Origin of the sequence: Streptomyces sp. NPDC102279 (genome assembly GCF_044766365.1) — a bacterium.
Taxonomy (GTDB): Bacteria; Actinomycetota; Actinomycetes; order Streptomycetales; family Streptomycetaceae; genus Streptomyces.
The window spans coordinates 307,599-320,159 of record NZ_JBIWLU010000007.1; the positions used below are offsets into that span (position 1 = coordinate 307,599).

The following is a 12,561-nucleotide window of genomic DNA, read 5'->3' on the forward strand; positions in this document are numbered from 1 at the left end:
AACAGCGAGCCCGGTCGATGAATGGGCGACCGGGCTCGTGAACTGCGTAGGACGGCCTGGCTCTGGGTGCTACCGGAGCCGGGCCCTCCGTCGCGTGGTCATATGAGCCACGCTGATTTAGCTAAATAGTAGCGCGATGTGTAGTACAGCCTCCACTCATACGCCTGTGATCTGATTAATCCCTGGTCAACGAAGCAGCCTGGGGAACCGCAGCGCCATCGGCGAGCGTCTGCATGACAAGACCGAGCACGGAGCGAGGGGTGGGGCGTGGGCCCGCTGCAGTGGGGCGATGTACCGACGACCGTGGGCGTGGTCTTCGCCGGAGCCGCAGCCTGGTTCGGCTACCAGACGATCAAGAGCCAGCGGCAGCAGATCGGTGAGCAGCGCCAGTTCATCGGCGAGCAGCTCCGGTTCATGTCCGAGCAGCAGCAGAACCTCTCCCTGGAGCGAGCAGAACTGCGTGCCGCTGCCGAGACCCGCCGGTGGGCTCAGGCGCGACAGGTACGGGCGTGGATGCGGAAAGCCAGCTGGCGCGATCAGCGGGGCCACCCGGAGGGCCCGGCAGATCACTGGGAGGTCTCGGTGACGAACGAAAGCGAAGCTCCAATCCATCATGTAGACATCCGCTTTGGGACCGTCTACACGTCATCCGAAGCGTTCCGCAACCCGCCGCGAAGGGACCCAAGTCGGGGTGAACGGACCATTGCCCCAGTGCCCCTCGTAGGCGCCCGTAATGTTGTGGCCTTTGTGTCCCAGCAGTGGGCATCGGCCCCGCTGCACAACAATCGACCCACCCTGTACTTCACGGACGATGCAGGAACCCGCTGGTCGCTGGACTCGTACGGCAAGCTGGAAGAGGTCGCGGCCGACGCGCCGTGACGTCGGTCAGCTCCGGTCGACGTCGACTGCGACCTCGATCTCTTTGATCTTCTGGCTCGTGGACAGTTCGGCGCGGACGGGGTTGTCGCCGGGTACGCCGGCCTTGCGGGCGTCCTCGACGAACTGGGCGAGCTCGTCGAGGGTCAGGTCTTTGTCGTCACCGGTGAAGCGCAGCATGGCGGGCATAGCTCCAGGATGACGCACGAGGGCCCCGTCGCGGGAGTGCGCGACGGGGCCCGGGCGTTCGGTCAGTTGCCGCGGCGGCGGCGCGGCGCGAGCTTGTGCAGCGCAAGCCCGGCGGCGATCAGGGTGGTGACCGCGACGACCGAGGCGAGGACGTTGAAGCCCGCGCCGGTCGCGGCGAGGGCCGCCGTACCAGCCGCGCCCGCTGTGCCACTGCCGATGACTCCGTACATCAGGTGATGCCCTTCTCTGGGTGGGGTGTTCGGGGGTGCCACTGGTCAGGTTGCTGCCCAGTGCTCCTCGCGCCGGAGCGCAAGGTCGTAGAGGGCACGCGCGTACACGGCGTGCTGGAAGAGGTCGTAGGCGAGTTCAACGACCAGTAGCGCGGCGAGGAGTCGTGACCGCCAGCCCGCGCGCCAGACGCTGACCACCTTCTCGACGATGAAGATCAGGCCGATCGTCGACCAGAGGGGAGAGAAGGCGAGGCTGCCGAAGAGGGCCAACTGCCAGGCGGTGAGGCACAGGTAGAGGGCGAAGGCTATGGCGCCCGCGCCCATCATGATCTGCTGGCCGAAGTAGCGGGCGGTGACCTTGGTAAGGCCGTACGAGCGCAGGTTCTCCAGGGCTCCGCGCTGCCAGCGGATGCGCTGGTTCCACAGCTTGGGGAGGCTGGTCATGACCTCGGTCGTGACCGTGCAGCCGGCCGGACTCATGGTGCGGTACCCCAGGGTCTTGACGGCCTTGGTGATCTCGTCGTCCTCGGTGAGGGAGTCGATCGTGTAGTAGCCGCTGCCGCCCGGGAGTCGTCCTGTGAGCCGCGAGGCCTTGACCTGCCGGAGTACGCGCACGCGGAAGAGCGAGGCGGTGCCGGTGAGGACGGTCGCGCGGCCGCCCTTGCGGTCGATCTCCCAGGCGTAGCGCTCGTATTCCATGCGCTGGAGTTGGCCGAGGAGGCCTCCGCCGGGCTCGCCGTAGAAGACGCCTCCGACCGCTCCGACCCTGCGCTTCATCGCGGCCGCGGCGTGCTCGAGGAAGCCTTCGACCAGGACGGTGTCGGCGTCCTGGATGAGGACCAGGTCGTCGTCGCCGAGCTCGGGGAGGATCTCGTCGAGGGCCCGGTTCAGGGCGCCGGCCTTCTTGCCTTCGATGCCGTGGAGGTCGAGGACGGCTGCGCCTGCGTCGCGTGCTGCGATCGCGGTGGCGTAGTCGTCGGTGCAGTTGTTCGTCACCGCGATGATCTCGTCTGGGGCCCGGGTCTGTGCCTGGAGTCCGACGATGGAGGCGGCGATTCGGTCGGCCTCGTTCCGGGCGGGGATCAGGGCGATGATCCGCGGCTGCTCGGGTGCTGTGGCGGTGATCGTGCGGAGCTGCAGGGTGCTGTCGTTCATGAGGTCTGGTCCTTGGCGTGGGCTAGTCGCAGGGGAAGTGGGATGCGGGGTAGTGGCCTCCGCAGTTGGCGCAGTACCAGGTCGTGTGGTCGATGCCGAGGGCGGCGAGGAGGCGTGCGATCACGGCTTGTTCACCTCCCCGGGGCCTGGGTTCCTCTTGGCGATCTCGGCGAGGAAGCGGGTGACGAGGTCCTCAACCGTCGCGTCGGATCGTTCGGGCAGTGAGCCGCGGAGGATGTGACCGCCAGAGTTTTCGATGGGCTCTACACGGATCCCCTCTTCGGTGCCGGGGCCGGATCCGTTGTTGCTGTTGGCGTTGTCGCCTGACCTGCAACAACAACCGTCACCGTGGCTGTGATCGGAAGGGGAGGGGGCGGCCGGGATGTCCTTCACGTGTACGCCCGTGCTGTTCCCGTCTCGGGTGCGCACGCCTTTCCACGGGATGCCGGCGTCGTCGAGGAGCTGCTTGACGGCTTTGGTGTCGTGGAGCTTCAGGTCGCGTTGGAGTCGGGTGAGGAGGACGCCGTTGTCGTCGCCGACCAGACGCCGGAGCGCCTCGCCGACGTCCGGCTGCTCCTCGTCCTCGACTGCCTCGGCCGGCTCCTTGTCGCGCGTCATCAGCTGCCGCGTCTTCTGGACGACGACGGTGCCGACGATCCCCGTGGCGACGTAGGCCACTTCGGGGAAGACGCTGATGATGCGCCACGAGGCGACCGCGCCGACGACCAGGAGGACGACGGTCCGGGCGCGGCCGGTCGACTCCTCGTCCTCGTCGACCGCGTCGTCTTCCGGCTCGGTGTCCGGTTCGCGGGTCACAGGAGGCCCACCACGTAGTCGCCGGCCCACGACACGGAAGGGGCGACGACGACGCCGACCGCTCCGGCGATGCTGGAGGCGAGGCCGAGGGTGACGCCCGCGAGGATCTGGCGAACGAAGTCCCAGCGGAAGCCGCGCTTGCTGCACACCGCGGCGATCACGACAGTGAGGACGATGATCGCCGCGTGTCCGCCGGGGGTGAGCGCCAGGTGAGCCGATCGCGTGACGGTCGGGGTGGGGGCTCCGAGGCCGTAGACGAGGACGATGTCCCCGACCTGGTTCGTGCCCCACAGTGACCAGTCAGCGATGCCGCCGATGATCCCTCCGGCCGAAAGGATCAGGAGGGCGCCGTACGAGAGGCAGAGGAATTGAGGCAGAAGGGCGCTGAGGGCCTTGAGGCTGAAGCGCTTTTTGTGGCTGGTCGCCCAGCGGGTGAAGTCCCAGGCGAACAGGCCGAGTCCGACGGTGACGCCTCCGAGGGAGACGATGCCGTAGACGGGGATGTCGAGGGGCGGCAGAGCCAGAAGCATTGCTGGGTCCTCAGTGGTACATGGCGACGCCGAGCGCCGCGAAAGTCAAGATCAGCGCGACCGATCCGGTGATCCGGGGGACGTCGCTGGGGGCCACGAGGGCCAGACCGGCGAGCGCAAGCAGCGCGCACGCAGCAAAGAACACGCCGAACACGGCGGCCATGGGGCGTGGTTGGCTACGCGCCGATGGAGAACGGGGCGGCTGGCAGGTCCGCGAGGTGGGGTTCGTGCGCCTCGACCTCGTTCCGCAGCGTGCCGCGGATGATCCCGTCGGATCCGGGTGCCTCGAAGCCAGCTGCGAGGAGGGCTTCCTTCATCGCCTTCGTGCCCGGTCGCGAGGGCGGCACGGTGTCGTAGAGGCCACGGATGACGGCGCACCGTGGGTCGCTGTACGTGATGGGTGCGGGCGGGGCCGGCTGCGGTGCGGGCGCGGGGGCCTGCGGGGGCGCGGCAGGGAGAGCGGGCGGGGCGGCGGGGGCTGTGACGGTCGGCGTGACGGGGGGCGTCACCGGGGCGTCGACGGCCCTGTCAACGCTGGTCACGGCCGTCACCGGTGCGGGCTTGTCCAGGTTCTCCAGCCGGACGCGTACGGCGGAACGCAGGGCCTTCCATGCCTGCTTGGGGAACATCACCCAGGCGAGGATCGGGATGTGCGGCATGCGTTCGGCGATCAGGCCGCGGGCGACCCGCTGCTCGTCGCGTACGTCCCGGCGGTGCAGCTCGAAGAGCAGCTCGACCGCGAAGGAGATCGACGCGAGGCCGACGCCGCCCACGAGTCCACCGACCTCCTGGCCGTGCGACCAGTTCAGCAGGCCGGAGACGGTGACGAAGGCGAGGACGGCGAGGCGGGCGAGACCGGCGGGGGTGCCTCGTTCGATGGCGCGGCGCGCGTACTGGGCGCAGAGGAGTCCGGCCAGGTCGAACATCAACGAGAGGGCGAGGGCCGGCCACTTGTCCATGCCCCAGCCCACGAGCTTGGAGCTGATGGACCAGGCGGCTGCGGCGAGCATCATCACGAGGACGATGAACCAGGCTGCGCGTACGGATCCACCGAGGCGGCGAGTGGGGGGTTGGGTGTCCGGATTGGGCACGGACGCCTTAAGGTCTGGCTTAGCCATGAGGAGGTCACTCTCCGACTGGTCAGAGCCTCGGCCGGAGCTGGTATCTCCGCGTTCGGGGCTCGTTTAGTTCGTGGAGGTGACGCCCTGCGTGGGGCATCTGCCGCCTTGACGGTACCGCGTGGCGCTCGTGCGGTGCTACGAGTTCAACGACTGGGCGGTGGCGGGGTGTCGACGGGCGTCGTGACGGGCGTCGTCCACCGTGGCTGAGTCCGCCTGGCCATAAACTGTCACCATGCCCGAAGGACGCCCCGCCATACCTGCCGAGCTCCGCCGCCAAGTCCTCGTCGAAGCTGGCCACCGCTGTGCTGTTCCTACCTGCCGCCAGCACCCTGTCGACATCGAGCACATCGTCGACTGGGCCACAGTGCGGAAGCACGAGTTCGAAAACCTCATCGCCTTGTGCCCCACCTGCCACCGACGTAAGGGCAGCGGACCCGATCAGATCGACCGGAAGGCGTTGCGTCAGTACAAGGCGAACCTTGCTGTCCTCAACAGCCGCTACAGCGACCTTGAACGGCGGATCATCGAGTCGCATGCGGGCCTTTTCCGCAGCGGGGAGGTGAGTCCGGCCAACCCACCTGTAGTCCCACTCAGCACTGGCTCGTGGCTGCACCTGATGTACCTCGTGCAGGACGGCTATCTGGCGCGAGTGCAATGGCGGGGCGCGATCATCGACATGGGTGGTATCCCAGCTCTGGAGGCATACCAACTGACACCTGCTGGCGCCGAGTTCGTCCAACGCTGGGCCGCGGCACAGCCGTTGGATCCCCCGGCCGACGACGAATCGTAGTCCGGTCGGGGGTCGCGCTGAATCCGTAGCAGCCGGAATGCCCATGGTCAGGGGACGTGCTGAGCGGTGCCCGTCCACGCGCGCCCGCAGCCTCGGCAGGTGACGGTCGGGTCTTGGCCGTCTCCGCCCTCGATGCGCAGCTGTCCGCGGCAGTGCGGGCATGGCCGGTCCAGGACCTGCGCGCGGCGGGCCATCTCCAGGGCGTGGTGGATCTGGTCGGCGGCCCATCGGGCGGCGGTGGCGATGGCGTCCTGGTGAATCGGACGGAGCTTCTCGAAGGGGCCCGGTGCCCCGTCGTGACGGGCCAGGAGCCATGCTGCTGCGTACGGTGCGATGCGGCGTCGAGGGTCAGTGAAGCTCCAACGCCGCTCGTCCGCCTCGTCTTTGAGGATCAGCGTTCGCAGGGCCAGGGCGACGTCGTCTCCGGGGCCGGCCACCCGTACGCGGCTTGCGACGGGATCCCGTTGCAAGTGGCTGGCGAGGATGTCGGCTCCGTCGACCATGCGCTGATCGATCGCGGCCATGGTGTCGAGGATCTCGATGCGGAGGGGTGCGGCGGTGGCGCCGATCTGGTCGGGGCTGCGTTCGAGGGCGCGTTGCTCGACGGCCTGGTCGTCGGCCTTGAGGTGGTCGTGGAGGCGTGCGATGCCCATGACGGGGGGCCAGGTGTCGGCCTGGTTGGTGGCGAGGGCGGTTTGGAGGTCGGTCCAGTGGTTGATGACGGTGTGGAGGTTGGCGGCGGTGGTCATCGGGACTCCTGTGACGTCGGGGTACCTTGATCACTGCCGGGGGCGCGCTGGTCTGGCCGGACTGTTAAGCGCGCCCCTTCGTGCTGCTCAGCGGGCGGCGAGGAACGCGAGCACGTGGCCTGTGAGGCTGACCACCCAGGCGGCGATGTTGAGCACAATCAGCTCGCGAGGGATCGTCACGTCACCCATCAGATGCTCCTCTCCGGGAGCAGCGCCGCGAGCGCCTGGTCCCAGTCGGTGAAGCGGACCGCGCGGTCGTCGAGGTACGCGGTCGCCGGCAGCTTCCGGTTCGTCACGAGCAACGGCCCGCGCTCGTTCCAGAACTCGCCGTCGTAGCCGACGCGGACGTGGAAGCCGCGGTCGAGGAGCCAAGCGGCGACCTGGCCGATGTCCCGGGCGGTGAAGACGAAGACGGCGTCCTGGTCCAGGAGCGCGCGGAGCCCTTCGAGGGCGCCGGGCACGGGCGGGTCGTAGATCGTGCCGTCGGCCCAGCCGCGGCTGTAGGCGTGGATCACGCCGTCGAAGTCCACAGCGAGCGTCATGACGGGTCCTTCGACGGGTTGAGGGCGTTGCGGATGGAGCTCGCCCGGACGACGGTGACTGCGTCAGGGCCGGCCATGAACGTCGTGCGCAGGGCCTCGCGCACGCGGTCGATGGTGGCCTTCTGCGCTTCCATCTCGGGGACGATCGTGCGGACATGACGCAGGTTGCCGAGTGCGACGGCGCGCGCGGTGTCGGCTTCCCGCATTTCGGCCCCGACCTGCTGTCGGAGCAGCTCGGCTTGGCTGGCTACGAGGGTCTCGCCGCGGCCGACGAGGTCCAGCTGCTCGCAGATGTTCGCCCTGCGACTGTCGAGGGCCGCGCCGTCACTGCCGACGGGGCACTCAGGGTGTGGGTGGATCTCCTCGCCGTTCTCCTCGTAGCAGAGGCCGCAGGCGAGGAGCGGGGCAGGCTTGGGCGGTGCCGGCTGATCGTTGGGGACGTCGCCGTAGTCGCCCATCCGGAGACGATCGGGCTGGTTGCACTGGGCCGAGGTGCAGGGGGTTCCGGCCTCGGTGTGCCAGCACTGGACGGGCGGGGCGTCAACGCTGGTCACGGCTGCCTTGACGGGTGTACCGACGTTCGTCATGACGGCCGTCGGGCTTGCGATCGTGGTCGGTGGCTGCGCGGGGAGTTGGCCGTCGAGCCAGGCGTTGCCGATCGCGGCCGCCAGGCTCTGCGCCACCTTCTCCAGCGACCCTTCGGCGGTGCCGCCGTTGAGGATCTCCACGGCCGAGGCGAGGCCGGTCATCATGCCGGACATGAACGTCTGCGCGGGCTCGGGCGCGGTGCTGGCCTGGTGCTTGGTCTCCTCGATCAGGGCCTTGATGTGGGTGCGGGCTCGGTCGTCGCCCGTGCGCAGGGGGTTGGGGTGGCTCACGTGGTGCTCCGGGGGTCGGCGATGTGGGCGGTGAGGCGGTGGAACGGGTCAGTGCAGCGGCGGCGGTCGTGCGCTGCGCCCCTGCTGTGGCGTGCGAGGTTGCAGCACGGGTTCAACGGCTCAGGGCACTCGCCGAGTACGTGGCGGCGTTCCCAGTCGTCCTCGGCGGCGCGGCGGCGGGCGACGGCGTAGTAGCAGGTCGCGCACCAGGCGGCGAACGCGGCGACGTACACGGTGGCGAGGGCGAGCCACGGGTGCGCCGGCGCGAGCCAGTAGGTGGCGGCCAGGGCGAGGCCCGCGCCCCCGGTGAAGGCGCGGGCCGTACGACGGTGGCGGGCGGTCACTGCCGGGCCTGCTCGTCCGTGCTCACCGGGTTGCGCTCGGTCCACCAGACGACGATCAGGACGGCCGCGGCGAGGCCGAGGAAGAAGCCCCAGCCGAAGTGTCCGTTGATGATGCCTCGCACGGTCGCAAGGACGGATGCGACGGCGAGCAGGCCGAGCATCGCGCGCTGCGAGAGCCACTTGAGGACGACGCGGAACAGGAACACGGCGACGAAGATCGTGGCTTCGAGGGCGAGGGTGATCGTGTCGTAGGGCTCGGGCACGCGGACTCCTGGGGGGTGTCGTCGGTGTCATGACGGGGCGGTGACGGGTGTCCGGTGACTCGGCGGATGCCGCGCCAGGCCCGCCACACGAGGTAGATCAGGCCGAAAAAGCAGGCGGTGAAGACGGCCGCGCCCGCGACGATCCAGCCGATGAGGGCGCGGGCGAAGCTGTAGAGATCGCCGATCACAACGTGGGCGCAATGCCGAGGATGTGGACGGGGTCCAACGGCGGGCGCCGCTGGGACGGGGCAGGCATGTCGTCGCCGCGCTCCAGGCGCATCTGGGTCAGGTAGGTGAGGAGGTCGAGCGCTTCTTCCCACGCGTCGGTGAGGGCGTCTCGACCGTTGTCGGTCATGAGCGGCGTCCCGTACTTCCGGCGGCCGTACTCGGTGCGTTCGGTGAGGGCCGCGATGAGCACGGCTTGCACTGGCTGTCCTCCGGGGGTGGGGAGGGGCTGGTCGCGTTCGGGGTCGCGGATGTCGGACATCGCTGCTCCTGGGTGGTGGGATGGTGGGGCCGGCCGCCCGCATCTCGACTGCGGGCGGCCGGTGTTGTGTTGGTCAGGTCGTGGCGCCCGGGCAGGCGTCCGCCGGGTGGGACTGCCGGGTGCTCTTGGTGCCGTTGTGCTCGGTGCACTCGGCGGCGACCTCGGCGACCAGGCCGCACGGTGCCTTCGTGCAGGGGCAGGCGTCCTCGAGGTCGTGGCCGGACCACGAGCGGCCGAAGTGATGGCGGCTCGGGGGCGTCGTGACGGGTGCTGACGGGGCGTCGAGGGCGTCGAGGACGGCGGACTGCCAGTGGGTGTCGACGTCGCTCGGTTGGCCAGCAGCGCCCGAGGCTTGGGCGACGGCGGCTTCGGCCTCCGCCGCCATCTTCATCACGGCAGCCGCGCTCCGGGTGCTCGCCAAGCCGGACCGAAGGAGGCTCAGGATGTGGCGCAGCCTGTCTCGCTCTCGCTCCACGTCCTCCAGCTCGACGGCGGTCGTGGCGTACAGGCCGATGGCGTGGGCTGCTCGGCCTTCCCAGGTCAGGGGGAACTTCTCTTGGCCCATGGCGGCGTCGTGGACGTCGCGGGCCCAGCGGGCGTCGCCGAGCGCGGTGTGCGCGGCCGCGGCGGTGGGCGGCTCGACTCCGACGGCGCGGGACAGGACGTGCGTACGCCACGGGAGTGGGCCAGCCTGCTGCGCGCCGATCTTGGCGGCGGCCAACTGGACGATGTCGTACGGCCGGTAGTGCCACTGTGCGCTGCCGGGGCCGAGGAGCTTGCGGAGGAACCGGTCGTCGAAGGCGGGGTTGCTGCCGACCAGGACGGCGCCGGACAGGACGTTGGTGATCGCGGCGACGGCCTCGGTGCGGGTCATCATGACGGCCGGGATGGAACCGGTGAAGGCTGCCTGGTTGGTGCGCGCGGGCAGCTGGCGGCGCTCGTGCCAGCGGCCGATGCGTAGCGCCTCGGGGTCGGCTGTCTCCGGGTTGATGGAGAACTGCCAGACGTATTCGGTGTCGGTGGTCGGGTCGTTGTCGTCGCGGAGGATGACGGCGACCTCCCAGGCCTCGCCGATCTCGGCGGACAGGTGGGTGGTCTCGCAGTCGATGAACGCGGTGGGCGGGGTCATGGTGCTGCTCCTGGCGGTGGTGGTGGGATGGTGACCAGGGCCGCCCCTGAATCGGACAGGGGCGGCCGTGCTCGTGGTCAGGCGCAGATGACGCAGCGGTGGTCCGCGATCTCTGTGTCGTGGCAGCGGGTGACACAGCCGCGGCAGTAGGCGGTGTCGCGGTGCCTGGCAGTTCCGACGGAGCGTGTGTCGGCCGGGTCGAAGGGCTGCCGGCACTTCCCGCACGACTCGGCCGGCTGCTCCGCGGCGGTCGACTCGTCGTACTCGAAGAGGAGTTGCGGCTTGATCGACAGCACGTGCTCGTAGCCCGGTACGTCGTGCATGCGGCCCATCTCGGCGCCGCAATACCGGCCGACGAGGACGGGACGGCCCTCGATGCGCAGCTCCGTGCGCAGGCCTTCCAGCGACGGAGTGCGACCGATGTTCATGAACGCGGCACGGGCATCGGTGAAGTCGTCCGCAGCGGCCGGGATGATGCCGGCGGTGATGGCGGCGCGCACCCACGCGGCGGCTTCGAGAAGGTGGACGTCGCGGGCTCCCTTGCTGAGCCCGTCCCACTGGGGTAGCGACTTGTTCGTGTTCTCGTGGGCTACCTGCTGCCGGGCCTTGGCCAGGGCGAGGATGCGGGGGTCTGGAGTGGGCTCAGGCACTGCGCACCTCCGACACTGTCGTGCCGGCTGTCGACGCCCCGTCACCGATGGCGGTGAGCGCCAGGAGCCGGACGTGGTTGTGCATCCGCTCGTACTTCTGGACCGTGCCGTGGCCGTCCCACTGCGCCCGGACGTCCGTCACGTCGACCTTGGTGACGTGCCTGAAGAGGTGGGCGTCGCGCGGGTGGATGTGCCAGGACATCTGCCAGCCGCCGGCCACGAGGTACAGGAGCTGCCAGCCGTCTTCGTCGACGTCGGGCGACGGGGCGATGACGGCCGTCGACGGGTGCAGTGCGGCGAGCCAGGCGAGCAGCTGCGCCCGCTCCTCGTACGCGCCGTCGCGCTCGCGGGTGCGGTCGGCGAGGGTGTCGACGGTCTCGCGGAGCTCCCTGGCGAACGAGTCGGCGTTCGCCTGGCAGCGCTCGGCCTTGTCCTTGGCGATGCGGAGGGCCTCGCCCATGCGTGCGGCGGCGGCGAGGGGAGCGGCGGGTTCAGCGGCGAGGCCGCGGACCATCGCCTCCCGGGTCTCCGGGCTCGGCCTGCGGAACAGGCGCGCGAACCAGGGGCGAACCGGTTCCGGTTCCTGGTTCCTGTGGGGGCGGTTTGCTGTCGTGGACATGGTGTCTCCGGTGGTTGGCCGGAGGTGGTCACCTGCGTGGGCGACCTGTCCTCGGTGGGCGGGCTGGTCGTTACGGGAGGATTCCGGCGGCCTTCGCGGCGGTGATCCACTGCGCGTATTCGCCGGTGATGGCGTCGTACAGCTGGGCGTCGGAGACGTTGTGGGGGTCGGCGGCGTGGAAGAAGCTGGCGTTGTCGACCTTGCGGCCGCGGAGGTCGTCGAGGCGTTCGAGGAAGCTGACGCGTCCTCCGAAGCCGATGAAGGCCCAGAAGATGGGGAGTCCCGAGGCCTTCTTGAGGAGCTTCTCGACGGCTCGGCGGTTGTCGGGTTCGCCGTCGGTCTGGAAGATGATCAGGCCGGGGTCGGTGGCGCCGGAGTTCTGGTGCTCGTCGATGGCGGCCTGCATGCCGGCCACGTAGTCGGTGGAGCCCCAGTGCACTTTCGGGTGGACGCGCTGGATGATTCCGGCGTAGTTGTCGAGACGGACGTCGTCGTACTGCTCGACGTACGAGCCGAAGAAGATCAGCGGGACTACGCCGTCGTCGTCGAGGTTGACGGAGAGGCCGAGGGCCTGCTCGGCGAGGTGCTGGACGGAGCCGTCGTTGTAGTAGCTGCTCATGCTGCCGGAGTGGTCGAGGACGAGCTGTACGGCTGCGCGCTGCCCGGTGAGGCCGGTCTTCTCCAGGGAAGTGGCGGCGGTCTTGGCGAGGGGGACGAGGCCGGGGGCCTGCTGTTCGAGCTTGGCGAGGTTGATCACTGGGTGTGTTCCTGTCGGGGTTTCGGGAGGGCGTCGAGTGCGTCGCCGATGTCGTTGGCGAGGGTGCGCCAGCGGGTGGCCAGTTCGGGTGCGGTGTCGTCGCGGGCGTCTGCGGCTACGTGGAGGGCTTCGACGAGCTCCGCGGCGTCGGTGCCGGTGGGGAGCTTTAGGAGGGTGGCCATCAGTCGTCGTCGCAGTCGTCGTGGTCGTGGTGGTGTGCGTGGTGTCGGGTGGTGCCGGTCTTGGCCTTCGACTTGTGCTTCGAGGTCTTGGACCGCTTGGGCGGCCTGGGTCGGTCGGGGGCGATCGGTGCGGCCTGCGCGACAGGTGAGGGGCGGAGGGCTGCGCCGTTGCAGTCGACGTCTGCCGGGGGGTCGCAGGCGGTGATGAGAGCCGCGGTGATGATGCCGGCGGCGAGGAGGTGGCCGAGTCTCAT

General features: G+C 69.5%; 21 protein-coding genes. 2 read left to right on the forward strand and 19 right to left on the reverse strand.

Features of this window, described 5'->3' with window-relative positions; all coding sequences use genetic code 11:
* The first annotated feature begins 267 nt into the window (after window positions 1–267).
* On the forward strand, window positions 268–879 hold the full coding sequence (locus tag ACIRQH_RS19850; protein WP_404226687.1) for a hypothetical protein: 612 nt from the start codon (window positions 268–270) through the stop codon (window positions 877–879).
* A 6-nt stretch (window positions 880–885) separates the two neighbouring features.
* Here the strand turns inward: ACIRQH_RS19850 and ACIRQH_RS19855 are convergent, their stop codons facing one another.
* The 7 genes from ACIRQH_RS19855 to ACIRQH_RS19885 form a co-directional block, all read right to left on the reverse strand.
* Complete coding sequence (locus tag ACIRQH_RS19855) at window positions 886–1,065, reverse strand: hypothetical protein (protein WP_404226688.1); 180 nt, start codon at window positions 1,063–1,065, stop codon at window positions 886–888.
* Between the two features lie 62 nt (window positions 1,066–1,127).
* Complete coding sequence (locus ACIRQH_RS19860; RefSeq protein ID WP_404226689.1) at window positions 1,128–1,295, reverse strand: hypothetical protein; 168 nt, start codon at window positions 1,293–1,295, stop codon at window positions 1,128–1,130.
* A gap of 45 nt (window positions 1,296–1,340) precedes the next feature.
* On the reverse strand, window positions 1,341–2,450 hold the full coding sequence (locus ACIRQH_RS19865) for a glycosyltransferase family 2 protein (protein WP_404226690.1): 1,110 nt from the start codon (window positions 2,448–2,450) through the stop codon (window positions 1,341–1,343).
* Between the two features lie 120 nt (window positions 2,451–2,570).
* Complete coding sequence (locus ACIRQH_RS19870) at window positions 2,571–3,266, reverse strand: hypothetical protein (RefSeq protein WP_404226691.1); 696 nt, start codon at window positions 3,264–3,266, stop codon at window positions 2,571–2,573.
* A complete protein-coding gene (locus tag ACIRQH_RS19875) occupies window positions 3,263–3,796 on the reverse strand; it encodes a hypothetical protein (protein ID WP_404226692.1) in 534 nt (177 codons plus the stop codon). The genes ACIRQH_RS19870 and ACIRQH_RS19875 overlap by 4 nt, the downstream gene beginning before the upstream one ends.
* Window positions 3,797–3,806: 10 nt before the next feature.
* Complete coding sequence (locus tag ACIRQH_RS19880) at window positions 3,807–3,959, reverse strand: hypothetical protein (RefSeq protein WP_404226693.1); 153 nt, start codon at window positions 3,957–3,959, stop codon at window positions 3,807–3,809.
* A gap of 13 nt (window positions 3,960–3,972) precedes the next feature.
* Window positions 3,973–4,914, reverse strand: coding sequence for a DUF2637 domain-containing protein (locus ACIRQH_RS19885; RefSeq protein WP_404226694.1), 942 nt, complete (start codon window positions 4,912–4,914; stop codon window positions 3,973–3,975).
* 235 nt (window positions 4,915–5,149) lie between these two features.
* Between ACIRQH_RS19885 and ACIRQH_RS19890 the strand changes: the two genes are divergently transcribed.
* The gene (locus ACIRQH_RS19890) at window positions 5,150–5,707 is read left to right on the forward strand and encodes an HNH endonuclease (protein WP_404226695.1); all 558 of its coding nucleotides are present in this window, start codon (window positions 5,150–5,152) and stop codon (window positions 5,705–5,707) included.
* A gap of 47 nt (window positions 5,708–5,754) precedes the next feature.
* Here the strand turns inward: ACIRQH_RS19890 and ACIRQH_RS19895 are convergent, their stop codons facing one another.
* From ACIRQH_RS19895 to ACIRQH_RS19950, 12 genes are all read right to left on the reverse strand, one after another.
* Window positions 5,755–6,456 carry a hypothetical protein gene (locus tag ACIRQH_RS19895; protein ID WP_404226697.1) on the reverse strand — a complete coding sequence of 234 codons (702 nt, stop codon included), beginning with the start codon at window positions 6,454–6,456 and terminating at the stop codon, window positions 5,755–5,757.
* A 188-nt stretch (window positions 6,457–6,644) separates the two neighbouring features.
* A complete protein-coding gene (locus ACIRQH_RS19900) occupies window positions 6,645–6,998 on the reverse strand; it encodes a hypothetical protein (protein WP_404226698.1) in 354 nt (117 codons plus the stop codon).
* Window positions 6,995–7,876, reverse strand: coding sequence for a hypothetical protein (locus ACIRQH_RS19905; RefSeq protein WP_404226699.1), 882 nt, complete (start codon window positions 7,874–7,876; stop codon window positions 6,995–6,997). Before ACIRQH_RS19905 ends, ACIRQH_RS19900 begins: the two co-directional genes overlap by 4 nt.
* Window positions 7,873–8,220, reverse strand: coding sequence for a hypothetical protein (locus ACIRQH_RS19910; protein ID WP_404226700.1), 348 nt, complete (start codon window positions 8,218–8,220; stop codon window positions 7,873–7,875). The genes ACIRQH_RS19905 and ACIRQH_RS19910 overlap by 4 nt, the downstream gene beginning before the upstream one ends.
* The gene (locus tag ACIRQH_RS19915; protein ID WP_404226701.1) at window positions 8,217–8,483 is read right to left on the reverse strand and encodes a hypothetical protein; all 267 of its coding nucleotides are present in this window, start codon (window positions 8,481–8,483) and stop codon (window positions 8,217–8,219) included. The genes ACIRQH_RS19910 and ACIRQH_RS19915 overlap by 4 nt, the downstream gene beginning before the upstream one ends.
* A gap of 184 nt (window positions 8,484–8,667) precedes the next feature.
* The gene (locus tag ACIRQH_RS19920) at window positions 8,668–8,970 is read right to left on the reverse strand and encodes a hypothetical protein (protein ID WP_404226703.1); all 303 of its coding nucleotides are present in this window, start codon (window positions 8,968–8,970) and stop codon (window positions 8,668–8,670) included.
* A 73-nt stretch (window positions 8,971–9,043) separates the two neighbouring features.
* A complete protein-coding gene (locus ACIRQH_RS19925; RefSeq protein ID WP_404226704.1) occupies window positions 9,044–10,099 on the reverse strand; it encodes a hypothetical protein in 1,056 nt (351 codons plus the stop codon).
* Window positions 10,100–10,176: 77 nt separating this feature from the next.
* Complete coding sequence (locus ACIRQH_RS19930; protein ID WP_404226705.1) at window positions 10,177–10,749, reverse strand: hypothetical protein; 573 nt, start codon at window positions 10,747–10,749, stop codon at window positions 10,177–10,179.
* A complete protein-coding gene (locus tag ACIRQH_RS19935) occupies window positions 10,742–11,368 on the reverse strand; it encodes a hypothetical protein (RefSeq protein WP_404226706.1) in 627 nt (208 codons plus the stop codon). Before ACIRQH_RS19935 ends, ACIRQH_RS19930 begins: the two co-directional genes overlap by 8 nt.
* A 70-nt stretch (window positions 11,369–11,438) precedes the next feature.
* Window positions 11,439–12,125: a VWA domain-containing protein gene (locus ACIRQH_RS19940; protein WP_404226707.1), complete on the reverse strand. Its 687-nt coding sequence runs from the start codon at window positions 12,123–12,125 to the stop codon at window positions 11,439–11,441.
* Entirely contained in the window at window positions 12,122–12,307 is a 186-nt protein-coding gene (locus ACIRQH_RS19945; RefSeq protein WP_404226708.1) for a hypothetical protein, read from the reverse strand. The genes ACIRQH_RS19940 and ACIRQH_RS19945 overlap by 4 nt, the downstream gene beginning before the upstream one ends.
* Window positions 12,307–12,561 carry a hypothetical protein gene (locus ACIRQH_RS19950; protein WP_404226709.1) on the reverse strand — a complete coding sequence of 85 codons (255 nt, stop codon included), beginning with the start codon at window positions 12,559–12,561 and terminating at the stop codon, window positions 12,307–12,309. The genes ACIRQH_RS19945 and ACIRQH_RS19950 overlap by 1 nt, the downstream gene beginning before the upstream one ends.

What these genes read in the sequence shown, in the direction of transcription:
- ACIRQH_RS19885 (WP_404226694.1), bottom strand. Translation starts at nt 4,914, where the DNA reads ATGGCTAAGCCAGACCTTAAGGCGTCCGTGCCCAATCCGGACACCCAA.
- ACIRQH_RS19890 (WP_404226695.1), top strand. Translation starts at nt 5,150, where the DNA reads ATGCCCGAAGGACGCCCCGCCATACCTGCCGAGCTCCGCCGCCAAGTC.
- ACIRQH_RS19895 (WP_404226697.1), bottom strand. Translation starts at nt 6,456, where the DNA reads ATGACCACCGCCGCCAACCTCCACACCGTCATCAACCACTGGACCGAC.
- ACIRQH_RS19860 (WP_404226689.1), bottom strand. Translation starts at nt 1,295, where the DNA reads ATGTACGGAGTCATCGGCAGTGGCACAGCGGGCGCGGCTGGTACGGCG.
- ACIRQH_RS19945 (WP_404226708.1), bottom strand. Translation starts at nt 12,307, where the DNA reads ATGGCCACCCTCCTAAAGCTCCCCACCGGCACCGACGCCGCGGAGCTC.
- ACIRQH_RS19855 (WP_404226688.1), bottom strand. Translation starts at nt 1,065, where the DNA reads ATGCCCGCCATGCTGCGCTTCACCGGTGACGACAAAGACCTGACCCTC.
- ACIRQH_RS19880 (WP_404226693.1), bottom strand. Translation starts at nt 3,959, where the DNA reads ATGGCCGCCGTGTTCGGCGTGTTCTTTGCTGCGTGCGCGCTGCTTGCG.
- ACIRQH_RS19920 (WP_404226703.1), bottom strand. Translation starts at nt 8,970, where the DNA reads ATGTCCGACATCCGCGACCCCGAACGCGACCAGCCCCTCCCCACCCCC.
- ACIRQH_RS19900 (WP_404226698.1), bottom strand. Translation starts at nt 6,998, where the DNA reads ATGACGCTCGCTGTGGACTTCGACGGCGTGATCCACGCCTACAGCCGC.
- ACIRQH_RS19875 (WP_404226692.1), bottom strand. Translation starts at nt 3,796, where the DNA reads ATGCTTCTGGCTCTGCCGCCCCTCGACATCCCCGTCTACGGCATCGTC.
- ACIRQH_RS19925 (WP_404226704.1), bottom strand. Translation starts at nt 10,099, where the DNA reads ATGACCCCGCCCACCGCGTTCATCGACTGCGAGACCACCCACCTGTCC.
- ACIRQH_RS19935 (WP_404226706.1), bottom strand. Translation starts at nt 11,368, where the DNA reads ATGTCCACGACAGCAAACCGCCCCCACAGGAACCAGGAACCGGAACCG.
- ACIRQH_RS19950 (WP_404226709.1), bottom strand. Translation starts at nt 12,561, where the DNA reads ATGAGACTCGGCCACCTCCTCGCCGCCGGCATCATCACCGCGGCTCTC.
- ACIRQH_RS19865 (WP_404226690.1), bottom strand. Translation starts at nt 2,450, where the DNA reads ATGAACGACAGCACCCTGCAGCTCCGCACGATCACCGCCACAGCACCC.